We start from the raw sequence: 23624 nt of genomic DNA on the forward strand, positions 1-23624 counted from the left end.
TTGCCGTTTCCCGGATGGGATGATTGTTAAATTATCCTTTATCAGATTTCGCGATTGTAAAGCACCGTTTGGGCACCAGGCTTCGAAGAAGTGTGAAGACAGCCTCTACAACCTCGTGTCACAGTCATGACATCTGCAACAGGAGTCATTATCATGCTGTCGAGATCCGGTTTTCTGTTGGCCTTGTCATGTTTGACAGCCACGCCAGCATTGGCTGGCCCAAGTTTGGATCAAGCTCTCAAACTTTCAGAGCGAACGCCGGCCTTCGTCGCCCGTGACAGTGTTCGGCACCCGCTGGAAGAGCTGCAGTTTTTCGGGATAACTCCTACGTCCAATGTCGTAGAGATCTGGCCTGCGGGAGGGTACTGGACCCAAATTCTCGCGCCGTATCTTCATGATCAAGGCACTTATACGGTTGCTCTCGGGCCGGCAGATATCAAAAAGCAGAGTATTGCCAAGCTTCAGGCGACGCATCCGGATATCTACGGAGCCGTCAAAACCACTCGTTTTGATGCAGAGAATTTGAATTTCGCACCGGCAGACAGTGCGGATCTCGTCATGACATTCCGGAATATGCACAACTGGATGGAAGCTGGAAATGCCCCGCAGATGCTGGAGGCAATCCACAAAGTGCTGAAGCCTGGCGGTATTCTGGGTATTGAAGACCATCGCGGGAACACCAGCGCTCCGCAGGACCCGCAGGCAAAAGATGGCTATGTGAGACAGGCCTACGCTATTCAGATGATTGAAAAGGCGGGTTTCAAGCTTGTTGGAAGCTCCGAAATCAACGCCAATCCCCGGGATACGGCACAGTGGCCCAAAGGGATCTGGACCCTTCCTCCCACATACGCTCTGGGCCAGGTTGATCGCGCCAAATATGCCGCCATCGGGGAAGGGGACAATTTTGTTCTGAAATTCCAGAAGGTTGGAAATTAACTCCTAAAATCATTTTCTTTCTGTGAGGTGTGATTTTTCAGTCATTTAGGTCGTTGATAGCCATTGCAAGAGCCGTGGAGATCGTCTAGACCCACTTCACAGTCTGCGGGCATGGTGGAATTGGTAGACACGCCAGATTTAGGTTCTGGTGGCGCAAGCTGTGGGGGTTCAAGTCCCTCTGCCCGTACCAGTCATTTTCAATATCCTCGTTGTTCCAGCAGGCAAGATTGTCTGGCTTTAGGTCTGTGAGGGGCGTTGAAATATCTTCCGCTTGGTTTCGTCGGGTTTCTGGTTGCCGCATGTCCCGCACATGCGGCTTCATGCCCGGCCTTATTTGCCAAAGGCGTTCCCCCCGCACTTCTGTCAGAGACCGCGCGCTCAGGCACTGTTCAGCTCTGTAATGACCATTATGCCGTTCTGGTTTCAGAAGCGACAAAGGGTCCGCTCTGGTCTGCTGAAGACCTGACCGAAGAAAATCTTGAAATTGCCGATGACACGAACCGGCAAGGAAAATTCTTCCCTGATATGAGGCTGCCCGCCTCAATGCGTGCATCACTGACCGACTACAGAGCCTCAGGCTATGACCGGGGACATATGACACCGAGCGGTAATGAGCCGGGTCTTGCGTCTCAGCAGCAGTCTTTCCTGCTGTCCAATATTGTTCCCCAAACGGGTGAGTTGAACCGTGGACCTTGGGAAGGTGTTGAAAGCGCTGTCAGAGGGTGGGCACGTCAGGAAGGCGAAATATTCGTCGTTACCGGCCCAGGATACGATCCCGAGCACACGGCAAAGATTGGAAGAGGGCGTATTCCGGTTCCCGCTGTGACATGGAAAGCCATATACGATCCTGCTTCCAACGGGACGGGCGCCTATGTGTGCCTGAATACTCGCAAGCCAACCTGTAAGATCATAGCCGTTGCACTTTTAATGCAGCTCGTGAACGTGGACCCGTTTCCTGCTCTTCCACAATCCATGAAGGAACAGGTTGTAGGCATGCCGCCCATCAGGGAAAGTCCTTATGCACTTTCCAAACGTCCTCGTAGCAACAGGCTACTTAAGGAGTGGGGGTCCAAAGCGGCACAGAAGGCGATCAAGGCTCTCGTCAAGGCGCTTGTTCAATAAGCGCCTTGGTCGGCCGTCGTCTCGCTCAGGGTGTGAAAACAATCGTCTTGTTTCCATTCAGAATGGCTCGCCGCTCTATGTGATACCGTACAGCGCGAGCGAGCACGCGACGCTCGATATCACGTCCCTTACGGATCAGGTCTTCCGGGTCGTCAGCGTGAGAGATCCGCTCAACGTCCTGCTCGATGATCGGTCCTTCATCCAGATCGCTGGTGACATAATGGGCCGTTGCACCAATAAGCTTTACGCCACGGCTGAACGCCTGATGATAGGGGCGAGCGCCTTTGAAGCCTGGTAGAAAGGAATGGTGAATGTTGATGCAACGTCCAGAAAGGCGGGTGGCCATTTCGTTGGAAAGCACCTGCATATATCGCGCCAGAACAGCCAGTTCAGCCCCGCTCTCCTGAAAAACAGTCCAGATGCGCTGTTCCTGTTCCGCCTTGGTATCTTTGGTAATGGGAAGATGGTGAAATGGAACACCATGGAAATCCAGATCAGCATAGGTTTCCCGAGCATGATTGGAGATGATTCCCACCGGATCTATCTGTAGTTCACCGATACGCCAGCGATAGAGAAGGTCCACAAGGCAATGATCAAAGCGGGACACAAAAAGAAGAACTTTCTGGCGCTTTGAAATGTCACTAATTTGCCAGTCCATTGAGAAATTTTCCGCCAGACGGGAAAATTCTGTTTTCAACTGGGTTTCGGATAACGCCTCTTTTGCCACATCGAAAACAATTCGCATGAAGAACTGCGTACTGCCTGTGTCATCAAACTGCTGTGCTTCCGTGATGTTGGCACCAAGTTCGTAAAGGCGCTGGCTGATTGCCGCTACAATGCCAGGTCGGTTAGGGCAGCTTAGGGTGACTACGAACGTTGTAAGCGTAGATGACTGACGGATCATGAAAGGCGGGGTCCAGGGTTGAGTTGCTACTTGGCAGGGTGACGGCTTAGTCCCACCCTATACGCTTGGGATCAGAGACAAGCAAAGCACGGTGCAGGGGACTTTATGAAAATCTATGATTATCTGCTAGCGGGATCGTTTCTGTTCTTCGTTGCTTTGTCCGGGACTGCAACCGCGGCCGCCCAGAAAGAGGCTGCTCCGTCACCCGCAGAGCAAAAACTTATTTCGCGTCAGATCGCCTCTATTCGTGATCCTCAAGAGAGGAATGCCGTGGCGACGCAAGGAACGGCATGGCTTATGACAACCTATCTCTGTCAGTCTGCTGCCAGACGTGCACTCGTAAGGCTGGGAAGTTCAAGTAGTCGCTTTTTTCTTCAAGACGACAAGCCTGAGAGCCAGAGAGTGATCAACGCGTCTCTGATACAAGGGCGAGGACAATATCAGACGAAGACCAACCCGATTGAGTGGGTGACATTCACATGGGAATGTCACCTAGACCCCAGCACCGGGAAAGTCCGAAAGTTCGACGTGAAGACGACAAATTCGGTCTGGACCATACCATAATGCGTATCTTTAGGCAGATTTTTGACTAAGTTCACTTCTTTCCAGAGCTGAACAAAACGTCTTCCAGTCCTTGTGAGTCTGGTCCGCATATGTCTCAGAGAACTCCGCTACGGCCGCAGCAAACGAAGCTCCTTTGCCCAGATATCCAGAGATCATACTGACATTTCCAGAGCGTGCATGGGCTCTAGCTAACGTACGACCGCATAATTTTGCGTAGTCCGCCAAACCATCCTGAGCAACGTCTGAACCAATTGCCGCTAATCGGCTGTCTTTCACGCGACGAACGTAAAACTGCCGTCCGCTTCCGGATAGATCTGGTGTGTCACTGGAGGTCGAGGCGTTACTGTGCGTCCATCCGAGGAAGGTGTCAGAGACAGCCTGCATGATCCTTTGGCCTGTTACGACACGTTCGCCCTGATTGGCGAATGGTGAGGTCCGCGTATCAGCCTGTAGAACGGAAACCTGAGCTTCCTTGATCTGCAGGAGCATAGTTTCACCATCGGCAGTTGAGAACAGTCCGATCGCGCAGAATGTTCCGACGCTTCCGATCCCGACTACCTTGAAAATAACGTCTTTAAGGGTGTAGCGACGTAGCAGAATGGCGCGTTCTAACGGCTGCGTTTCAACGTATCGGTTGAAGGCAAGACGAATGGTTTCTTCCTGCTCTGGCAGCCGCATGACGAGCGGTGGCTTTTCTTTGAAGGAGGGATTTTTTCCGTCGCTGGCGATCAGGCCGAAATGCCCCTTCGCCGCTTCCAACCGGTCGGACAAAAGTTTTTCGGCGCGGGCCCGAACTTTCTGATCGTCGAAGCCGGCAATAGCAGCGGTCAGGTCAATTCGCTCTGACCAGATCTGAAGTGGGGTCATCGCGGCTAGCCGCGTCATTTGCTCGCAATATGAAAGGGACATATTGGCGGCTAGATCTCTGGCCGCCTTGCTGGATAACCCATTTTCCTGACCTGCAAGAACCAGAGACGTTCCCAGGCGCTTGATATCCCATTCGAATGGCGCCTTCAGGGTTTCATCAAAATCATTGATATCAAAGACTGGCACGCCTTCCGGAGACGAATAACTGCCGAAATTAGCAAGATGGCAGTCTCCACAAGACTGAACATCAATGCCGGATGCTGGGGTTGATGCGAGGTCTTGAGCCATAACAATCGCTGCGCCGCGGAGGAACGTGAAGGGAGACACCTTCATTCGGTCATAGCGCACAGGCAAAAGAGACGGGATCCGGTCCTTACCCTGTTGAGATAGAAGGCTTACAGGGCTTTGCCGGGTCGAAGGAGAACTCCACTCGGCATGAGCTCCACGCGGAATTTTCTTTCTAAGCTTGGCCCCCTGACAATGGCTTTCTTTGCGCGTCAAAAGATCAGAGGCATGAGCAGTTATCTTTGGCGACGTATTCTGCATGGATATTCTGCCTTCCTATAGATCAGTTTTGAGAGACGGATTGTAGGGTCAGGAGGTCGAGCTTTCGGCTCCGGTGTGAAGGTTGCCCGAGTTACTGCTGGCTTGTCTGTTTCCGGAGAAACTTCTGAAAGCCCCGTTTTCCAAAGAACGTGAGCGCTGGCATGCTAAGACGCAGGAGCGTAGGCATCAGCAGGCAAAGGCCACCGAAAATTCCGTCGAGTGTCGGAAGAAAACGCTCCAGTTTTGGTTTGCGAATGAGCTTCAGAATTTCACACGCAACGTCTTCTGGCTTCGCGGGATCACTAACGAAATTGAGAACCGAGCCACCGTTTTCCATTTCCTGGCGTAGCATCCCGGTTTCCACAGCGCCCGGGAAGATAGAGGAAACAGAAATACCCTTGGAACGCACTTCCTGAGCTAATGATAATGCAAAGTTACGCAATCCTGCCTTTGTGGCGCCGTAGACACTACTTCCGGCCAAAGGAATTGTTGCAGCCATTGAGTTTACCAGAATGATCCGCCCACCAGCCGGAATTTTTGGCAGTAGAAGAGACGTCAGAGTAATGGGCGCAGTCAGGTTAATCGATATTTGCCGGATTATATCTTCTGGTGGGGAATTTTCTATCGTGCTTGGATTTATGACTGCGGCGCAATGAAGTAAAACGTCAATATGAGAAAATTTTTCCGAAATTTTCTTATTGATCTGACCTATATCGTGCAAGTTCACAGCATCGTATCGGATATGTGTCAGTGCCTCATGCGATATATCCGGGGCGGTGCGGGACAGCGCGACGACAACGTGCCCTTGGTCCAACAGTTTTTGGGTAACGATCGTCCCGATGCCTCCAGACGCGCCCGTAAGAACGATGGTTTTAGAGGCGGAGACCGGCCTGCAGTGTGACTTGAAAGGCATCTAGGAAACAATCGTTGTGAGCATGGAGAAAACGTCAGGCGAGAAGAATTTGAAAGCGACGATACTCATACTCCTATTTCCCATAAATTAAATCTAGAGGGATCAGGCATATTCTGAAATAAATTAATTTTACTTTCGAGATGGTCTCCTGCAGAAAGATTTTATCTGCCTTATTGTAACGTTATTCAGGTAATTTGGTGTATATTTCATAAAATAATAATTTCAATTACTTATTTTTTTAACGATGCTCGTCGTCGAGTGTCCATTGACAATATCGACCAAAGCTACCCGGCCACCATGTTCCTTTACGAAATCGCCTCCAACAACAGCATCCTCCGTGTAGTCGGCACCCTTTACGACAACATTCGGCTTTAATGCTCTTATGATGTCCAGAGGCGTATCCTCATCGAAAATCACAACCATGTCGACGTCCCGTAATGCACCGATCACTGTTGAGCGTGCGATTTCATTTTGAACGGGGCGTGCCTCGCCTTTGAGTCTCTTGACGGACGCATCGCTGTTGATCGCGACGATGAGCTTATCGCCCTCGGCGGCCGCGCCTTTGATCAAAGCGATATGTCCGGGGTGGAGAAGGTCGAAACATCCATTTGTAAAAACGACAGAAGCCCCATGTTTGCGCCAGTTTTCGACAGTTCGCGCCGCGCTCTCCCAAGACGCCAGCAACCCGGCCTCTGGAACGTCTTTAAGGAGTTGCTGGCTCAGCTCTTCTCGCGAAATCGCCGCAGTACCCAATTTTCTGACGACTATGGAGGCAGCAACGGTTGCGACCATCACCGCTGTATCAAGGTCCTGACCAGCCGAGAGCATGCTCGCCACTGTTGCGAGAACGGTATCTCCTGCACCTGAAACGTCATATACCTCTAATTGGTGGGCAGCCTCATGATGAACGTGGCCGTTTCTCTGCCAGAGTGTCATGCCCTTTTCAGAACGCGTAAGAAGAACATCTCCGCCGAATTGTTCGGAGAGTGTCGCGGCCACCTTGAGAACTTCTTCATCCGTATTTACGGGGAGGTTGGTAGCAAGGGCCGCTTCGGTACGGTTCGGGGTAACCAAGGTCGCCCCCGAATAGGCCGTGAAATCTTTGCGTTTCGGATCTACGATAACAGGAATATTTTTTCCGCGTGCATACCTTATGATTGCTTCAAGAACGTCATCAGCCAGTACACCTTTGGCATAGTCTGAACAGACAAGAACGTCCGAGTTATCGATCGCGACCTGTGCATTGGAGATCAGCCTTTGCCGAGTTTGCTTGGTAAAGCCCGTTACCTCTTCCTCATCAATGCGGACGATCTGCTGTTGGCCGCTCAGAACGCGGGTTTTAGAAATGGTAGACCATTCAGGCTCTTCAACTAACCCGCTGACGTTAATGCTTTTATGTTTTCCCAGAATTGTCCGTAGGATATCAGCATTGGCGTCCGGCCCGACGACACCAACAAGATTGACAGTACACCCCAGAGAGGCAGCGTTGACAGCCACATTGGCGGCTCCACCAGGGACAACAGAATGCTTTGAGCGCAACAGGACAGGAACAGGTGCTTCAGGCGAAATGCGATTTACTGTTCCAACAATGTATTGGTCGAGAAGAATATCGCCGATAACCGTGAGACGACCAAAATCAAAGTTTTCTATCATGTCATTTACATCGCATTTGAATACTCCTTAGAAAATTTTCTAAAAAATCTTCGAAATGCTGTTCCTGTCGTTTGATTACTAGAGTTTGTTGCCTCAAAAACCTTGAGAGCTATCTTACCCGTTTTCAACGAACGGTCTAGATGCACCTGCTGCGTGTTCCTTCTGATCCTATGGACAGAGGAATGATCGGTATAACCTAGCCATCCTTGCTAAAATGCCGCTCGCTTCAAGGTAAAATGGAAGGTTATAGAGACTGAAAGTGCAAACTTTCGGTTTTTGTATGGTATATTATTCCAAAAAACATGGACGGTTTGAAACAAGCGCGATTATAAGATCCAATCCTTTTGTTCCAGCCTCTCTGCTGAAACCTTTCCGTGCGCAGGAAACACTTCTTCATGTCGTCTAACCCGGCAGCTTCGCCTCTCAGTTTATCTCAGCTTCGGATTTTAGCTCTTGCTTCGCTGGGAGGGGCACTGGAGTTCTATGATTTTGTTATTTTTGCGTTCCTTGCAAAGCTGATTGCCGCGCACTTCTTCCCGGACAGTCAGGCTGAATGGTTGCGACAGGCGGAGGCATTCGGCCTTTTTGGAGCCGGCTATCTGGCACGTCCTGTAGGTGGGCTTATTATGGCCCATTTTGGAGATGTCGCAGGAAGAAAAAAGGTCTTTACGCTCAGCGTGCTCCTGATGGCGTTCCCGACCTTGTTGATGGGGTTGCTGCCTGGCTACCAGACACTTGGCATCATGGCTCCGCTCACATTGCTTATCCTGCGTATCATGCAGGGTGCGGCAATTGGTGGAGAAGCCCCTGGAGGTTGGGTGTTCGTCTCCGAGCATGCTTCCAGCCGCCGTGTTGGTCTGGCCACGGGCCTTCTCACCGGAGGGCTGACGGGCGGAATCCTTCTTGGGTCCATCGTCATTCTATTGCTGCATGCAGTCTTGGCGCCTGATGTGGTGTCAAACTGGGGTTGGCGTATTCCTTTCATTCTGGGCGGTGTTTTCGGCTTTGGAGCGATGTTCCTTCGGCGTTGGCTAGAAGAAACCCCTGTATTCCGGGAGATGCATGCGACGGCTAAAACTGCCGAGGGCATGCCCGCAAAGCTTTTGTTACGTGACCATCGCCGCGCCATTCTTTGCTCAATGATGACGACATGGACATTAACAGCAGCCATTGTAGTGCTTGTTCTCATGATGCCTCCGCTGATGCAGACGCTCCATCATGTGTCACCTTCCCAAACCATGCTGGCGAGCCTTGCCGCGACGTTTTGCCTCACAGTTTCAGTAGTTCTGGTGAGCGCGCTAACAGACGTTTTCTCTCTCAGAGCGCTAAGCGTGGCCTGCGGTCTCATGCTTGCTTTAGGAGGTTTCGGGCTTTACGCGCTCTTTCCGTTGTTCTCAGGCACGCTCGTGCCTTGGGCCGCATTGAGTGGGCTTTGCTGTGGGTTTGTCGGGCTCGTTCCTATTGGGATGCTGCGCGCATTTCCGGCTCAGGTTCGCTTTTCCGGCCTGTCTCTGTCCTATAATATTTCCTACGCAATCTTTGGTGGCCTCACACCCGCAATCATTTCAGCCCTGACGCCTCATACGCCAGTTGCGCCCGCTATTTACGTTGCATTCACGGCGCTGATTGGTGGTGTTGGTCTTTGGTTTTCACCCGAAAAGGCCTAGGGAGAAATCTGTTATCGTCGGGATTCAAGCACGCGAGCTAATGAGGCCCAGACAATCGCGACGATGACAGCAGCCAATGAAAATGTGCCTGCCCAGACAAAAATTGCCACAACCGGGTTGCTCCAAAAAACGATAACGAGGCCTAGTAGTGGGAAAATGAAGCGTCCCCACCGAACTGACGGGGGCAATGTCAGATCAGGCAGACGTGCGAACCGAAGCATCTTTGGTTCGCACGCAGCCTGAAGGCCAAGGCCAAGTAGCCAAAAGACCAAACATAAAATTAGCATCTCAGACGGCGCACCATCTGAAGAGAGGCAAGTCCCAAGAGTAAGGCGCAGATGTCCGTTGCCGCAAAAACCGTAGGGGCGTGCAGCATGGAGGCGCCGGGACGTGTCAGAAAGTCAAGCGGCGTTAGAAGAACACCCAAAAATGCGAGAGCACTTAACTGTATCTTCCATCCCGGTAGAGCCCGATGCAGCAGAGACCAGAGCATCCCGGCAGTGCTACTCAGGCACCACGCGGCAAAAAAGCAGTGGACTTCCGCCAGATGGCGCGCTGGGAGAGATGTCGGCAAAAGCCGGTTTGCCCAGAAAAAAGCCAATGTTGCCAAAAGGAAGCCTGGAATACAGCCAATCGTGAGTCCCTCAGCGACGCGAAACATGACGCGCTTTCCAGAGACTTTGCGGCGCTTCATAAGAAAAATGATAGCTCCGCTGGCAAACATGATGGCTCCCATGGCACCAGATAGAAAATACAGCCATCTTAAGCCTGTGCCTGTCCAGCGGGCATAATGAATGCCTTCCATAAGCTGCTGCGTCTGGGTGACAGGAGTTGAAAGCAGGACATGCCGTAGAAAATGCCCATCAACCGGACTGAAATCGACGTGTTCCCGTGTCAGCAGCGGCCCAGACATATCGGTTCGGCTAAAAAGAACGCTGTTGGGCAGAAAGAGGATGAACCCGGTCTGCCCTTTACCGAGCGTCTTCTCTGCGACATCGAGCAGGGGCGGCAGAGAGGGACCGATCGGAATGTCTCGTTTTGTTTCTGGTGGTTCGGCTTCTGTGGCGCGATGAGGCGAAACAAAATTCTGAATGGAACTGATATAAGACACGGGCGGGAACAGCGTGCGTGTGCGGATGAACGTGCCCGTATAGGCCATCATGATAACGAACGGGATAAAAGGAACGCTGGCGAGAATATGCACGTCCAGCCATGCGCGCAGTCGTGCGGCGAAAGGTCGCACCAGAAGCAGATCCGAAATCAGTCCCCGCAGGTGAATGATGATTCCGGATCCGACTGTTACAAGAAGAGCCAGGCCGGCTGCGGCAATAAGTGTTTCTCCGTAAAGCCCAGTTCGGAGGGTATAGTGCAGGTCATAGAAAAACTTTCCGCCCGCAGTATCGCGTGCCTGTAGCTGCTCTCCAGTCTGCGGATTATACGGCACCGTCAGGAATTCATATCCATCATGGTGCTGGACGCGCACGAAAGGGTCCCGCGACGACGGGAGAGTTATGAACGGCTTTTCTCCTTGCTGGAGCAGTTCACGGACGGTCGGAAGGGTGCGATCCAGAACCTGCGGAGAAAAAGCGGGCGCTTGGGGCGGGACTTCAGGCTGGAGCCACCGCGTCAGTTCGGTATCGAACACCGAGAGGCTTCCCGTCACGAAAACACAGAAGAGAAGCAGTCCGGCGATGAAGCCAACCCAGGCATGGAGCCAGCCCATGCGTGTACGAAGATTATCTTGCATCAGGCGTGAAACAGTAAACCGAGCGCAGCAAGGATACAGGCGGTCCCCGCGATAAGTGCTCCATGCAAGGGCTTCTGTGTTCCAAAGGCAATGAGCAGAAGCACAGGAAACGCGGCAATCGCAATCATCTGGCCGAAAACGACAGAGTCATGTCGGGCTCCGGGCCCCCATTGCGGAGATCCAACAGTAATGAGGTGAGCGCAGGTCCATGCGAGACCAAGGGCCAGAAGCCCCCTCAACATCCATCGCGATGTGGGTGAAGCTTTCTGCCGAGGAGACGAAATCTGTTTCACTGTCATCAGGCGTCGTGTGTCAACGGCAACATGGTGTCTCTTGGTTCGTAAAACGAATGGGTCAGGCGTTCTGCGTTCTTGTCATAGCGGGTCGTAACGAGATTGTTGAGGCTAGAAAGTATACGTCTTGTTGCTACCGCTTAATGAAGACCTTTGTGCTTTTCCGAAAACGCAAGATCAGTAAGCTGATCGTTCTCACTTGCCTTCAGATGTCGCCAGTTTCAGCAATATTTTATGGAAGTTGGCGCTTGGCCCGGATAGCTCTGGCGTGCGTGATGCGAGAGAGATGCTGGCACGAGGCGAGGGGCCTTCGATGCGATGAAAAGTGGCTCCGTCAACATGGATCTGGCTGAGATAAGCTGGAACGATTGAAACCCCGAGGCCTGCGGCAACCATGGGAACCGTGGCTGCAATCTGTGGTGCGGATTGCCCGAAATGCGGGGTGAACCCGGCCTGTTGGCAGGCTGAAATAATGGCGTCGTAAAAGCCGGGCCCCAGAGTGCGATCAAAGATCAGAAAGGGCTCATTGGCGACATCCGTCAGTCTGAGTGTTCCGCGTTGAGAGAGCGGGTGCCCCTTCGGGACCGCGATCAATGTTGGTTCATCAAAGAGCGGATGGAGCGAAATCCCAGGGTCCGGAGCCGGAGGCCGCACAATCGCAATATCAACGCGGCTCTCGTTTAACGCTTCGCACAATGCTGGCGTGTTGCTCTCCTCCAGCGTGATCTGAATCTCGGGCCACTTTTCCCGGAAGGCGCGAATAGCCTGAGGAATGAGAGGAAGGAGCGACACGGCACCAGCCATTCCAATGCGCAATCGCCCCTGTTCACCGCGTGCAAGACCCGTTGCCAGAAGCCGAAACTGGTGTTCGAGCGTGAGGATTGTGCGAGCCTGCTCAACAAGTTGCTCGCCAGCATCCGTCAGAACCGCCCCACGTCGTGATCGCTCGAACAGTTTGAGCCCGAGTTCAGTCTCAAGACTTTTGATCTGCTGGCTCAGAGGAGGCTGCTCGATATGCAGAACCTCGGCAGCGCGCGTAAAGCTTCCGTGATCTGCAATGGCGATAAAGTAGCGAAGGTGGCGGAGATCCATAAATCCATACTAATTAGATATGGTATAGAGCTCAACTATATATTGGACGTCCGAAGCCTGAACGCGCACCCTCTGGGTTAACGAACTCCGGAGGATCTCATGGTTTTCACTGTTGGACATTACCTTGCAGAACGGCTGACGCAGATCGGCCTCAAGCACCATTTCGCAGTTGCGGGCGACTATAATCTGATCTTGCTGGACCAGCTGATTGAGCATGGCGGTATGAAGCAGATCTATGACTGCAACGAGCTGAACTGTAGCTTTGCTGCAGAAGGCTACGCCCGCGCCAATGGAGCCGCCGCTGCGATCGTCACGTTCAGTGTGGGGGCGATCTCGGCCATGAACGGCCTTGGTGGTGCTTATGCCGAAAACCTGCCGGTTATTCTGATCTCTGGCGCGCCAAACTCCAATGACCATGGTTCAGGACGTGTGCTGCATCACACGATTGGAACCACGGACTACAACTATCAGATGGAGATGGTGAAGCACGTCACCTGTGCTGCTGAGAGCATCACGTCCGCTGATAACGCCCCCGAGAAAATTGACCACGTCATTCGGACGGCACTGCGTGAGAAGAAGCCGGCTTATCTGGAAATCGCCTGTAATGTGGCGAATGCTCCCTGTGCGCGCCCAGGTCCGGTCTCGTCTCTGTTGGCTCACCTGACCCCAGACACGGACAGTCTGAACGCAGCTCTCGATGAGAGTGCAGCTTTTGTGGAGAAGGCCAACAAGGTTGTCATTTTGGTCGGCAGCAAGCTTCGGGCCAGCGAGGCATTGGACGAAACGATTGCGCTGGCTGACAAGCTGGGTTGCGCTGTCACCGTTATGGCTGCAGCCAAAAGCTTCTTTCCCGAAACGCATCCGGGGTTCCGGGGTGTTTACTGGGGTGAAGTCAGCAGCCCTGGTGTCGAAGACGTAGTCAAGAGCGCGGATGTCGTTATTACGCTTGCTCCCGTCTGGAATGACTACTCCTCTGTTGGTTGGCGCGATCTGGTGCGCGGAGAGCGTGTCCTTGAAGTCGACCCTCATCGTGTCACGGTTGCAGGGAAAACCTTCGAAGGCTTCCGCCTGAAGGAATTCGTCACCGCCCTTACGGAGCGTGTTTCCAGCAAGCCTGCGTCTCTTGCAGCAGGGTATGCGCCTGTGAAGCTGCCATTGGCCGATCAGGCAAAGCCACTGACGAACGATGAAATGACTCGCCAGATCAACGAACTTGTTGACGGCAAGACAACCCTCTTCGCTGAAACAGGCGACTCATGGTTCAACGCCATTCGCATGAACCTGCCTGCAGGGGCCAAGGTAGAGTCCGAAATGCAGTGGGGCCATATCGGGTGGTCTGTCCCGTCCATGTTCGGAAATGCCATGGGCTCGCCGGAGAGGCAGCATGTCCTGATGGTGGGTGACGGCTCATTCCAGCTTACCGCGCAGGAAGTCGCGCAGATGGTGCGCTATGAGCTTCCGGTTATCATTTTCCTTATCAACAACTACGGTTACGTCATTGAGATCAAGATCCATGACGGGCCGTACAATTACATCCAGAACTGGGATTATGCTGCTCTGATCAACTGCTTCAATCAGGGGGTACCCGGTGAAGAAAGCGGAAAGTACGGCCTCGGTCTGCATGCCACGACCGGTGCTGAACTCGCCGAGGCAATTGAGAAGGCCAAGAAAAACACACGTGGCCCGACCCTGATCGAGTGCAAACTTGATCGGACGGACTGCACAGAGACGCTGGTAGAATGGGGAAAATTTGTCGCTGCTGCGAATTCCCGCAAGCCTACGCTGAGCTGAAGAGTAGCGTTTGCTCAGTTAGTATTGAATGCCGTGGGATCTGGAGTACTTCTTCAGATCCCACGGTTTTTTGGGAGAAGCTGCTCTAGGAAGCAGATTTCTGTTCAAGCCACCCATCTTGAACCCGCTCAAAGAGCGGAGACGAAAAGCAACTTAGGACAGGAAAAGAAAAACGATCTTTCCAGCGATTGCTTTGGGTCATGACACAAAGGGCTGCACAGGGGGAAACTCCCGTCGCAGCAAGAACATTCACGCCAGCCGCGAGTGATTGTCCGGTGCTGACCACGTCATCAACAACGATGATCTTTTGTGCTGACTTTAGAAGTGGTAGCAGATTGGGGTCCAGATAAAGATTTTTGACGTTATCCGGGCTGGTAATGGACGAAAGTGGCGCAGACAGCGCGTCGTCGTACCAGAATTTTCGAGACGTGCTTAATGGAACGTATCGCGCCAACCCGCATCCTCGGGCAACAGCGGCGGCCAGACCCAGGCCCAAGGTCGGCATGCCCACAATCAGATCCGGCTCCAGCGAACGAGCGATAGCCACCAGTTCACCACAGAGAACCTCCATGACTTCGAAGGATGTCTGGTTCACCAGCAGCGATGAGACTGCCTGGTCCTTGCTCGGAAGAACCCGCAGGGGAAGATCGAGGTGCCGATTTCCTACCTGAACTCTGTAGCGATCTGTGTATGGGGGCTTCAGCGCTACATCAGGAGCAAAAGTCTGCCAGAAAGGGAGCGTGCTCATGATGATAGCTCCACAAACCGAGAAAGCACCATCACCGCTGTCTGCAGAACGGTTTCATCGAAGTCAAACAGGCTGGCATGATGAGGCGCGGTAATATCCGAACCAAAAAGACAATATCCAGCCTTGCCGCCCCGGTCCTGAACACGTTGCATCATGAACGTCGCGTCATCTCCGCCACCAATAGGCCAGCTTTGAACAATACTGCCGCCTTTGGTGAAGCAGACAGCGTCTCGCAAGCGTTCCATTATTTCCGGGTCAGAGGCGGCACTGATGGCAGTCCCGTAAACGTCGATTGTGGCTTCAACGCCCTGTGTCAGTGCTGCGCCCTGCAAGGTTCGCCTCGCGCTCGCAGTAAGGCGGCTAAGACCTTCATGAGTTGACGCCCGCAATTCAAGCTCGAGATAGGCATGGTCCGCAATGACGTTCCGCGTTCGGCCGGCCTGCAAAAGCCCCACGTTAATTCGCGTGTCCGACTGGCCATCTCGGGGCAGGGCATAGAGACCGGGAATGGCTATTGCCGCAGCGAGAAGGGCGTTACGACCTTCTTCCGGACACATGGCCGCATGCGCAGCTTGCCCCGTGAAGGTTACGTTCCATTTTTCGGCCCAGAGAAAGCCGTCTGCTGTCAAAGCAATCTGCCCACTCGGTAACTGACAGCCGACATGGGTTGCGAGAAAAATGTCTACATCATCCAGAAGGCCGCTTGAGACTACAGGCTGCGCTCCTCGGCCACCTTCCTCTGCAGGCTGGAAAATAAGCCTGAGTGTTCCTTTCCATTCGGCATTGGGATGCGACAGTTTTTCCGCAACTGCCAAGCCAATTGCCGTATGGCCATCGTGCCCGCATGCGTGCATCCGACCTTCGCATTCGGATGCGAAGCCATCCACAACAGGACGATGGTTCCCGGATGCACTTTCGTGAACAGGGAGAGCATCCATGTCAAAGCGAAGGGCCAGAACGGGGCCTGCACCACGCTTGATTTCTCCACAGACAGCGGTCTGCCCATCTGGCATTTTTTCGAGCCAGCAAGGGGCGGCCCCATTTGCTAATGCTGCATTTTGGGCGGAATGAATATCCTCTTGCGACGGAAGTCCACGCACATCATCCATGCACATGATTTCGGGACCTACTCTGACAGAATATCCCAGTTCTGTCAGACGCGCTGCGACGATCGAGGCAGTACGGTATTCCAGGAATGCCGTTTCAGGAAAGCTATGAAGATCGCGCCGCATGGCTATGACTTCAGAGGGAAATGTCATCAAATGGTCTCCATGACCATGTTCGTGATGATTTCGCCTGTCATGCCGTCTGTAATGCCGAGATCTGTGACATGCGGTCCAGGATTACAGGCGAGGGAAGCACCAGTCACAAGTTTGATCATGGCGGTCGGGCCGTCCCATGTCGTCGCTGCTGCGGCTGCATCACGTACTGCCGCAAATTGCTGACTGACAACATCCAGTTTTTCCGGAGATAGCAGCCCGCAGACAGGAAGTGGAACATGAGCGACAATTTGGCCATTTCGTGCAACGGCCATACCGCCGCCACTCGCTATAAGAGTATTGGCCACAAGCGCCATATCCTCGGGGTTTCGACCGAAAACTGCGAGGTTGTGACTGTCATGCAGGATGGTCGTTCCGATTGTAGCTGACCAGTCTCCCCACCCTTCAAGAACTCCAAGCCCGGGGGCACTATTTTCTCCGTAACGATTAAAAACAGCCATCAGAGCGGTATCGGGCGGCAGCGTGATGTGACCGTCTTTCACAGCGACGTCACGTTCTCCCCACTGGGTCGTCCGTGGAGTACGAACGGTCCGAATGCGGGCTTTGGAAGCATCAGGTACGGGCACTTGAAAATCTTCAGCTGTGACTAAAGAATGCTTCACGGTCTTGAGCGGGAGACCTGAAAGTTCGGCAGGAAGATCTGCCAGAAGTGTTCCGTGGGAGGCCGCATGGACGCCTGATGTGAACACTTCTAGCGGCGTGAAATCAGACAGGTTGTCGAAAATAACCAGATCAGCGCGGCGCCCAGCTGCCACCAAGCCGAGATCCCTACGTTCAAGGCGCATTGCTGCGTTAAGGGTGGCGCATCGCAGCACATCCAGCGGACGCATTCCCAGAGACACAAGGCATCTCAGGTGATGGACCATTCCGCCGCGGCGTGCCAAGTCATCCGGGAAGACATCGTCTGTGCAGAGGGTAACGGTTTGAGGAACGCAGCCCAGTTCCTGAAAAGCAGCAACGGCTTCAGGCAAAATATTTTCATGCGAAACACGCAGTTCCAGCGTCATGCCAGACCGGAGCTTTTCCAGAATATCGGCTTTGCTTGTCAGTTCGTGATCTGACTCAATGCCTGCCGCCATGAAAGCTTGGAGATCCTGGCCCTTGAGGTTCCGGGCATGACCACACACAAATTTTTTACTGCTAAGGCCAGCACTGACGATGCTGCTCATACGGGGTGAGCCATTGATGACGCCGCGCATGTCCATCACTTCAGCAACGCCAATAACTTCGGGCCAGGACAGCATTTCTGTCATGGCCGTAGCGTCAAAGGCTGCGCCTGACCGTTCCAGTCCCGGCGCAGATGGAACACAGGAGGGAGCTTCAACCAGAATGCGCAGAGGCAGGCCTTTGGTGGCTTCAATAGCCCACCTGACCCCGGCCAGGCCGCTCACATTCCCGATTTCGTGCGGGTCCCAGCAAATGGTTGTCGTTCCTTGCGGAACTACGGTTTGCGCATAGACCCGGGGCGTGACCATCGAGCTCTCGATGTGCATGTGAGAGTCAATGAGGCCAGGCGCAATAACCGCGCCTGCGAGATCAAAAATTTTGAGAGCGTCGTTCCGCTGGCCAGTTGGATGGGTGCTGGCAATCAGCGGACCCACTAATCCAACATCGGCGTCACGAAGCTCTCCGGTAGCCACATCAGCAATTTTGCCATTCCGGAGCAGAACATCAAATGGAGCCCGACCAGCTGCGGCATCCACCGCGCGTCTGCGCAACTCAGGTGAGGTGAGAGGTACCGTTACATCAACCATGCGTATTCATCCGGTTGGCTGCATCGACAAACGTCTGAATGAAACGCGGCGTATCGACTGCTGTGACAATCTTGACGGGGCGCTCACCAATATGGGGGCGCGTGCTGTCAGGCCACACATGGGCATACCCGTAATTGGGGCCATGCGTCAGATCAACCGTCATGTAAGCCGTAACGCTTTGTGTAATCAGAGCGGGATCTACAGCGATCGCGGCAGCCAGTTCGTCCCACATGGGCTGCGGGTGGAAATAGTGCTTCAGGTAGTCTGACAGCGGTCCCGGACGCTGGGTCGCGCGATCGCGGATTTCTGGTGTCATACGAATGGGGTTGGCGACCGAACCCACGGAGATGACTTCCGGAAAGGGAGCTTCCAACGCGATGCTGGCAGCTTCAGGGTCAAACATGAAGTTAAAGTCGGTGTAGTAATCGGCGCTCTCTGTCACTTGGGAAAGATTGCCGTCCACGATGGCTCCCATGAAGACCAGCCTGCGGCAGAGCGATGCGAATTCAGGATCAAGCTTGATGGCCAGAGCAATGTTTGTCATGGGACCAGCCGCAAGGACTGTGACCTCATGAGGATGTTCATGCACCTGTTTAATCAGGAAAAGTGCGGCAGTTTCCCGGGAGACAGCACGGGTCGGCTGTCCTTCTTTCAGGACTTTGACCGGAGGCTGGAGATCAGGAGCATTCCCGCGCCATGCACCTTTCCATGGCATTTTCCCGTTGGATTTCTCCCATGCCAGAAGGCGTGGACGTGAATTAACCAACGGTTGGGTCGCACCCGGTACGACCGGGAGCTCTGCTGGAGCGGAGGCGACTTCCAGAAAGCGGGACAGATGGGCAACGGCCTCATTTTCCCAGCCATCTCCCACGACAACCGTAAACCCTAGAAGGGTTACTTTATCCGGCTGACCCAGTAGCGGAATGACCGACTGGATATTTGTTCCGCCTGGTCCGGCAAAATCATTGTCGATAATGACGTAATTCGGAGCAGATGCAGCGTGCGCGTGAATAGGTGCCAAGGCGGAGAGGCCAGCCAGAAGAACTGAAAGGCAAAGTCTGGGAAACATGGGAGTTATCCTCTCAGCCATGGTGGCCGTGCATCTGGGCGGAAACGACGAAGAACATGATGAAAATTACGCAAAGCCCCCACACAACTGGCGAAACGGCTCGGCCCCGGCCTGTGGCGAGAGCCATGGTCGCGTAGGAAAAGGTCCCTATGGCCATGCCGTTGATGAGGTTGCCTGTCAGGAGGGCAATGATGAACGTCAAAGCAGCAGGAGCGCTTTCTTTGAGATCTGACAGGTCCAGATGACGAACGCCCTGGAACATCATCATTCCCACCATAAGAAGCGATGGCGCTGTTGCCTGCGGCGGAATGATCATGAACAGGGGCCAAAGGAAAAGTGCGGTGAAGAACCCTCCTGCTATCACCAATGCCGTCAGGCCTGTTCGGCCCCCGGCATGAACCCCTGTGATGGACTCTGAGTATACCGTTACGATGGACGTCCCCAGCATGGGGGCCAGAATACTGCCTGCTGCGTCCGTTATGAACGCCTCTCTGGCTCGAGGAATGCGACCGTCTTCGGACACCATTCCTGTAGCCGTAACAACACCCAGCAGGTTGGCAAGCGTTCCAAAGAGTTCAGTGCACAGGAAAAAGAACAGCATCGGCAGCACGTAGAAAATGTGATGCAGAAGGTAGAGCGGCTCAAGCTGAAACGCTGTCTCATGGGGCCAGCGAGGCAAGGCAAAAATATGCGCTGGCCAGGTGGTGATGGTTCCACCTTTCCCGTTGGGGAGGAATAGGCCCACAATCGTTAGCGCAATGATCGAAATGATCAGAGATCCCGGTACCCGTCTGGCAACAAGGACAGGCGTGAGGATAAACCCAGCCAGTGTCATAAGCACTTTAGGGCTGGTAATCGGACCCATTGTGACGAACGTCGATGGGCTCGGCACGACAAACCCAGAGTTGCGCATTCCGATGAACATAATCACCAGACCGACCGCAACCTGAATACCGATCCGAAGGGTGTCAGGAATGTCGTGGGCAATACGCTCGCGGATGCGCGTCAGGCTCATGACCATGAAAATCAGGCCGGTCAGGCAGACGAGGGCGAGGGCAGCCTGCCAGGGAACGCCCATCTGTTTGACCAGAATGATTGCGAAGACGACGTTTGATCCCATGGCGGGCGCTACACCAAGGGGCAGATTTGCCAGAAGGCCCATCAACGTCGTGCTGAAGACTGCAATCAGACATGTGGCACTCAGGACGCTTGCGCGGTCCATGCCAGCTTCTGCCATGATCATGGGATTGACTGCGACACAGTAGACCATGGCAGCGAAGGTTGTCAGGCCAGCGATGATCTCACGGCCAGCAGTTGTACCGCTGGCCGTGAGCCCGAAAAAACGATCCAGACGGGCTTGAAGCATCAGATCAAAGGTCAATCTTGGCCGTGACCAGAGCCGCAAAGCTTCCGGCGACGTAGTATGTCGGTGAACCCTGCGATGCGATGGTGCTGCCATAGATCCCACGCGCTGCGCGTGAGGATGCGGCGACCCCGGCGACACCTGACAGGTACTTGTTATCGCCAACATTCATGAGGTTCAGCCTGATTTCCGGGTGTGTATGGAAGATCTTCGGAGCCCGATAGCCGAAGTTCATGTCTGCGTTGACATACCCTGGCATGGCCTGGTCATTCATGAAAGTTGAGAACTGTCGGCCTACGTACTTGACGGCAAATCCTGCGAAATATGTGCCGTCATCATAATCCAGTCCGACGGAAGCCTGCACACTTGGGCTACGCACAGCGGTTTTTCCGGCAGTGGGCAAGTAATCCGATCCCACCTGATAGTTGTTATCGATCGTCGCGTGCAGATATTCCGCCGAAACATATGGCCGCAGATGATGCCACGGGCGCAGTCCAAGTTCGATGTCTACACCGCGGGACGTTTGGCCGCCCGCGTTGATGTTCTGGGTGATCTGCGCGTTGTTAATCGTAACCTGCGTAGAAACCTGACGGTTGGTGAAGTTGTAATTGAAAAAGGTGATAGACCCACTCAGGATATCACCCTGATAACGGTATCCCAGCTCTTCCGAGATCGAATATTCGGTCTTCTGGGCAGGGTTCGCCTGCGTCGCCACTTTGCCGGTTGATGCACTGTACGTGTTGTAAAGCGCATTTAACGTCGGTGTACGGAAATTGGTCGCGACATCTGCAAAGATCTGGTTGTGACTGTCGATGCGATAACGCGCGCCAAGGTTTGGCGTTGCGACTGCCGCATTCATGCTGGTGCGATACTGCGCTCCGGGGAGGTAATTGTAACCAATACGGGTTACCATGGACTCCTTGATCCCCGCTTCAACGCGCAAACGGTTGTGCAGTGCGTTAAACGTGTCGCCGAAGAACAAGGTATTGACGCGGGTGATGGTCAGGTTGTCATAGCTGGCAAGACGCGTGCCATCGGATAGCTTCACATTCCCCAGATATCCCCAGACATTCGCCGGGCCACCATTTTCTCCCACCGCGCTGTAGGGATTGACCATGCGCTGTCTGGACCAGTCAAACCAGTATCCAAAGACAAGAGTGTGCTTGCCCACCGTATAGTGCACTTTGGAAACAAGGCCCGGACGATAGACGTAAGGCGTGCCGAATGGCGTATACATCATCACCTTGTCATTGGTGGTGCCGTTACCATTGAGGTCGATGCTGTATCTCTGCGTGCCGGAATAGATGGCGTTCTCAGACAGAAGAGATGCTGAGGCGATCGTGCCTGAGTTCCAGTAAAAATATGGGGTGAAATCAAAGCCAAGCTTGTCATTAACCACAATATTCTGTGGCGCACTCAGGATCAGGACCCGATATGGGCTCTGATGGAGTTTCCAGTATTTGGTGTCGGTCGGTGAAAAATCTTCGGTGTAGTTGGCACCACGCCCATACTGCTGCCAAGCAGCCAAAGACGGGCTCAGATAAGCAACCTTCATGGAATCATCGAATGTCAGCGCCACGGTGCTGCGGCTTCCATTGACCCAGTCTTTGACCAGTTTTGCATCAATGTGCTGCTTGTGATCGTCACCGGCGCCGCGGAAGTGCGGTTCTTCAAGATGAGACCAGGCCACGAAAGCCCGCATACCAGTGTTGCCAATGTCACCGCTCTGAAGCCGGACATATTCGCGGTGCGTATTGTAGGAGCCGAACGAGCCCGCAATCGTTGCACCCATTTTGTGTGACGGATCGATCAGGTTCATCGTCACGATCCCCCCAGATGCACCAATGACCGGGGAGTCCAGATTGGCAGAGCCCTGCTGCATCGTCACTTCATTGAGGTTCTCGGAATCTACCCATTCCGTTGGGAACGCCATGTAAGACCCGATGTCGTTCAGAGGCGCGCCCTCAACAGTGAAGCCGATCTGGTCACTGTTCATGCCACGGATCGTCATGTTGCCGCTGACCATGCCAAAGGGGTCAGCGCTTGCGACATTGGCGCCTGGCAAGTTACCCAGCAGTTTGAAGACGTTGGGAGTAGGAGCCTGCTTGGCGATGTAAGCCTGTGTGATCTCGCTGCGTGATTTCGTGCCGTTCTGAGGAACCATGCGGCCACCAGCAACGGACTCTGCCGCCACCCGGATGACTTCAGGTCGGGAAGGAGCGGCTTTTACAGTCTTGCGCGTGGCTGGAGAATGGCGCTTCTCCCCGTCGTGTTTTGTATCTGCAACAGGAGCAGCGTAGGCTGCAACATAGAACATGTTGCCGATAAGGGCTGTACTCAGGAAGGTTGAAGCACGCATGGAAGAAGCTCTCAAACACTGCGGAGACGCCAGAAAGGCACGAAAATCCTGCAGACTGGCCACAAAACAGTGACTGAATCGGCAAAGACGTATTAGGTTGTTATAAGACGTCTTGGTATCGGGTTTTGATGCGCTCTTCAATCCAAAAGTGAAACGTTTTCTGGAATTTTTTCTCTATGCGTAACGCCGTCTTCTCGTCAGCCCTCGATACGAATGGCCCGACGCCGCTTTATCTTCAGGTCGGGCATCATATTTCCGGGCTGATTGGCAAGGACAGCCGTTTCATGGAGCGGCTTCCGTCCGAGGCTGAGCTGTGTCTGATGTATGGCGTAAGTCGCATCACCATTCGGCAGGCGTTATCCTATCTTGCGGAGAGGGATGTTGTTGTCCGCCAGCACGGGCGCGGGACTTTTGTGGGGGCTTTGCATCGTCCGGGACGCCAGAAAACCATCCATTCCTTTTTCGAAATTCTGGCTGGCAAAGGCCTAAGCCCCGAGATGACGCTTCTGGACTATCAGATGCGTCGCCCACCAGAAGAGGTTGCCTCGGCTTTGTCGGTCAATGACGAGACATTGTTCATCCGGCGCGGCTATCGTTCTGACGAAGGGCCTCTAGGCGTGACAGAAGTTTTTTACCCGGGACGGCTTGCACCACTCGTAACGCCAGAACTCGCAGCTTCCCTGACATCGACAGCAATCCTGCGGGATATTTTCAAGTTCCAGATTGCTCATGCAGATATTTCCATCGGTCTGTCTTACGCGTCTCCGGATGTCGCTCAATGGCTCGATGTTTCCGAGAAATCCGCGCTGATGCGTATCAAGCGTGTGACAACATGCCTTGGAGAAGGTGTCTGTGAGTATAGCCGACTGCTCGTGACGGAAGGGACTGCGGATTTTCGTATCGGTGCGGATGGTGAGATGCTGAGCGAAGGCGTGCTGTGAGGGCAGGCCGAGGTC

Annotated in this window: 19 protein-coding genes and 1 tRNA gene; 7 read left to right on the forward strand and 13 right to left on the reverse strand. The window is 53.7% G+C overall.

Annotated features, from left to right (window positions below; genetic code table 11):
• Positions 1-153: 153 nt before the first annotated feature.
• The 3 genes from GCE01_RS11165 (at position 154) to GCE01_RS11175 (ending at position 2058) form a co-directional block, all read left to right on the forward strand.
• A complete protein-coding gene (locus GCE01_RS11165; protein ID WP_099212921.1) occupies positions 154-936 on the forward strand; it encodes a class I SAM-dependent methyltransferase in 783 nt (260 codons plus the stop codon).
• A 105-nt stretch (positions 937-1041) separates the two neighbouring features.
• Positions 1042-1126: transfer RNA gene (locus GCE01_RS11170), tRNA-Leu, on the forward strand.
• A gap of 65 nt (positions 1127-1191) precedes the next feature.
• Positions 1192-2058, forward strand: coding sequence for a DNA/RNA non-specific endonuclease (locus tag GCE01_RS11175; protein WP_086633889.1), 867 nt, complete (start codon positions 1192-1194; stop codon positions 2056-2058).
• Positions 2059-2083: 25 nt separating this feature from the next.
• On the opposite strand, the gene purU is transcribed toward GCE01_RS11175, so the two are convergent.
• Positions 2084-2962 (reverse strand): formyltetrahydrofolate deformylase, encoded by an 879-nt coding sequence (purU, locus tag GCE01_RS11180; protein WP_086633890.1) that lies wholly within the window; start codon positions 2960-2962, stop codon positions 2084-2086.
• A gap of 105 nt (positions 2963-3067) precedes the next feature.
• Here purU and GCE01_RS11185 point away from each other — a divergent pair, with 105 nt between their 5' ends.
• The gene (locus tag GCE01_RS11185) at positions 3068-3526 is read left to right on the forward strand and encodes a hypothetical protein (RefSeq protein WP_099212922.1); all 459 of its coding nucleotides are present in this window, start codon (positions 3068-3070) and stop codon (positions 3524-3526) included.
• A gap of 9 nt (positions 3527-3535) precedes the next feature.
• Here the strand turns inward: GCE01_RS11185 and GCE01_RS11190 are convergent, their stop codons facing one another.
• The 3 genes from GCE01_RS11190 to rfaE1 form a co-directional block, all read right to left on the reverse strand.
• Positions 3536-4939, reverse strand: coding sequence for a DUF2252 domain-containing protein (locus tag GCE01_RS11190; protein WP_099212923.1), 1404 nt, complete (start codon positions 4937-4939; stop codon positions 3536-3538).
• 91 nt (positions 4940-5030) lie between these two features.
• Entirely contained in the window at positions 5031-5852 is an 822-nt protein-coding gene (locus tag GCE01_RS11195) for an SDR family NAD(P)-dependent oxidoreductase (protein WP_099212924.1), read from the reverse strand.
• A gap of 222 nt (positions 5853-6074) precedes the next feature.
• Complete coding sequence (gene rfaE1 / locus GCE01_RS11200; RefSeq protein ID WP_099212925.1) at positions 6075-7505, reverse strand: D-glycero-beta-D-manno-heptose-7-phosphate kinase; 1431 nt, start codon at positions 7503-7505, stop codon at positions 6075-6077.
• Positions 7506-7900: 395 nt separating this feature from the next.
• Between rfaE1 and GCE01_RS11205 the strand changes: the two genes are divergently transcribed.
• Positions 7901-9172 (forward strand): MFS transporter, encoded by a 1272-nt coding sequence (locus GCE01_RS11205; RefSeq protein ID WP_099212926.1) that lies wholly within the window; start codon positions 7901-7903, stop codon positions 9170-9172.
• 280 nt (positions 9173-9452) lie between these two features.
• On the opposite strand, the gene GCE01_RS11215 is transcribed toward GCE01_RS11205, so the two are convergent.
• The 3 genes from GCE01_RS11215 to GCE01_RS11225 all read right to left on the reverse strand — a co-directional run bounded on the left by GCE01_RS11215 (position 9453) and on the right by GCE01_RS11225 (position 12304).
• Complete coding sequence (locus GCE01_RS11215; protein WP_099212928.1) at positions 9453-10919, reverse strand: PepSY-associated TM helix domain-containing protein; 1467 nt, start codon at positions 10917-10919, stop codon at positions 9453-9455.
• Positions 10919-11218, reverse strand: a complete 300-nt coding sequence (locus GCE01_RS11220; RefSeq protein WP_244591184.1) for a hypothetical protein — start codon at positions 11216-11218, stop codon at positions 10919-10921. The genes GCE01_RS11215 and GCE01_RS11220 overlap by 1 nt, the downstream gene beginning before the upstream one ends.
• 189 nt (positions 11219-11407) lie before the next feature.
• On the reverse strand, positions 11408-12304 hold the full coding sequence (locus tag GCE01_RS11225; RefSeq protein WP_099212929.1) for a LysR family transcriptional regulator: 897 nt from the start codon (positions 12302-12304) through the stop codon (positions 11408-11410).
• A 99-nt stretch (positions 12305-12403) separates the two neighbouring features.
• Here GCE01_RS11225 and GCE01_RS11230 point away from each other — a divergent pair, with 99 nt between their 5' ends.
• Positions 12404-14095: an alpha-keto acid decarboxylase family protein gene (locus GCE01_RS11230; protein ID WP_099212930.1), complete on the forward strand. Its 1692-nt coding sequence runs from the start codon at positions 12404-12406 to the stop codon at positions 14093-14095.
• An 85-nt stretch (positions 14096-14180) separates the two neighbouring features.
• Here GCE01_RS11230 and GCE01_RS11235 read toward each other — a convergent pair whose 3' ends face one another.
• Genes GCE01_RS11235 through GCE01_RS11260 form a run of 6 tightly spaced genes read right to left on the reverse strand, consistent with a single transcriptional unit; the run spans position 14181 to position 22668 of the window.
• The gene (locus GCE01_RS11235; protein ID WP_099212931.1) at positions 14181-14843 is read right to left on the reverse strand and encodes a phosphoribosyltransferase; all 663 of its coding nucleotides are present in this window, start codon (positions 14841-14843) and stop codon (positions 14181-14183) included.
• Positions 14840-16102 carry an amidohydrolase gene (locus GCE01_RS11240; protein WP_099212932.1) on the reverse strand — a complete coding sequence of 421 codons (1263 nt, stop codon included), beginning with the start codon at positions 16100-16102 and terminating at the stop codon, positions 14840-14842. The genes GCE01_RS11235 and GCE01_RS11240 overlap by 4 nt, the downstream gene beginning before the upstream one ends.
• On the reverse strand, positions 16102-17877 hold the full coding sequence (locus tag GCE01_RS11245) for an adenine deaminase (protein ID WP_099212933.1): 1776 nt from the start codon (positions 17875-17877) through the stop codon (positions 16102-16104). Before GCE01_RS11245 ends, GCE01_RS11240 begins: the two co-directional genes overlap by 1 nt.
• Positions 17870-18946, reverse strand: coding sequence for a nucleoside hydrolase (locus GCE01_RS11250; protein ID WP_099212934.1), 1077 nt, complete (start codon positions 18944-18946; stop codon positions 17870-17872). The genes GCE01_RS11245 and GCE01_RS11250 overlap by 8 nt, the downstream gene beginning before the upstream one ends.
• 13 nt (positions 18947-18959) lie before the next feature.
• A complete protein-coding gene (locus GCE01_RS11255) occupies positions 18960-20312 on the reverse strand; it encodes an NCS2 family permease (RefSeq protein ID WP_099213047.1) in 1353 nt (450 codons plus the stop codon).
• Positions 20313-20316: 4 nt separating this feature from the next.
• A complete protein-coding gene (locus GCE01_RS11260; RefSeq protein ID WP_099212935.1) occupies positions 20317-22668 on the reverse strand; it encodes a TonB-dependent receptor in 2352 nt (783 codons plus the stop codon).
• Between the two features lie 176 nt (positions 22669-22844).
• Here GCE01_RS11260 and GCE01_RS11265 point away from each other — a divergent pair, with 176 nt between their 5' ends.
• Complete coding sequence (locus GCE01_RS11265) at positions 22845-23609, forward strand: GntR family transcriptional regulator (RefSeq protein ID WP_099212936.1); 765 nt, start codon at positions 22845-22847, stop codon at positions 23607-23609.
• Positions 23610-23624 lie beyond the last annotated feature (15 nt).

Source organism: Gluconobacter cerinus, assembly GCF_002723935.1.
GTDB lineage: Bacteria > Pseudomonadota > Alphaproteobacteria > Acetobacterales > Acetobacteraceae > Gluconobacter > Gluconobacter cerinus.

Coding starts and splice junctions, on each gene's coding strand:
- GCE01_RS11165 (WP_099212921.1), top strand. CDS start 154: ATGCTGTCGAGATCCGGTTTTCTGTTGGCCTTGTCATGTTTGACAGCC.
- GCE01_RS11235 (WP_099212931.1), bottom strand. CDS start 14,843: ATGAGCACGCTCCCTTTCTGGCAGACTTTTGCTCCTGATGTAGCGCTG.
- GCE01_RS11205 (WP_099212926.1), top strand. CDS start 7,901: ATGTCGTCTAACCCGGCAGCTTCGCCTCTCAGTTTATCTCAGCTTCGG.
- GCE01_RS11225 (WP_099212929.1), bottom strand. CDS start 12,304: ATGGATCTCCGCCACCTTCGCTACTTTATCGCCATTGCAGATCACGGA.
- GCE01_RS11215 (WP_099212928.1), bottom strand. CDS start 10,919: ATGCAAGATAATCTTCGTACACGCATGGGCTGGCTCCATGCCTGGGTT.
- rfaE1 (WP_099212925.1), bottom strand. CDS start 7,505: ATGATAGAAAACTTTGATTTTGGTCGTCTCACGGTTATCGGCGATATT.
- GCE01_RS11240 (WP_099212932.1), bottom strand. CDS start 16,102: ATGACATTTCCCTCTGAAGTCATAGCCATGCGGCGCGATCTTCATAGC.
- GCE01_RS11265 (WP_099212936.1), top strand. CDS start 22,845: ATGCGTAACGCCGTCTTCTCGTCAGCCCTCGATACGAATGGCCCGACG.
- GCE01_RS11185 (WP_099212922.1), top strand. CDS start 3,068: ATGAAAATCTATGATTATCTGCTAGCGGGATCGTTTCTGTTCTTCGTT.
- GCE01_RS11190 (WP_099212923.1), bottom strand. CDS start 4,939: ATGCAGAATACGTCGCCAAAGATAACTGCTCATGCCTCTGATCTTTTG.
- GCE01_RS11220 (WP_244591184.1), bottom strand. CDS start 11,218: ATGACAGTGAAACAGATTTCGTCTCCTCGGCAGAAAGCTTCACCCACA.
- GCE01_RS11195 (WP_099212924.1), bottom strand. CDS start 5,852: ATGCCTTTCAAGTCACACTGCAGGCCGGTCTCCGCCTCTAAAACCATC.
- purU (WP_086633890.1), bottom strand. CDS start 2,962: ATGATCCGTCAGTCATCTACGCTTACAACGTTCGTAGTCACCCTAAGC.
- GCE01_RS11230 (WP_099212930.1), top strand. CDS start 12,404: ATGGTTTTCACTGTTGGACATTACCTTGCAGAACGGCTGACGCAGATC.
- GCE01_RS11255 (WP_099213047.1), bottom strand. CDS start 20,312: ATGCTTCAAGCCCGTCTGGATCGTTTTTTCGGGCTCACGGCCAGCGGT.
- GCE01_RS11245 (WP_099212933.1), bottom strand. CDS start 17,877: ATGGTTGATGTAACGGTACCTCTCACCTCACCTGAGTTGCGCAGACGC.
- GCE01_RS11250 (WP_099212934.1), bottom strand. CDS start 18,946: ATGTTTCCCAGACTTTGCCTTTCAGTTCTTCTGGCTGGCCTCTCCGCC.
- GCE01_RS11260 (WP_099212935.1), bottom strand. CDS start 22,668: ATGCGTGCTTCAACCTTCCTGAGTACAGCCCTTATCGGCAACATGTTC.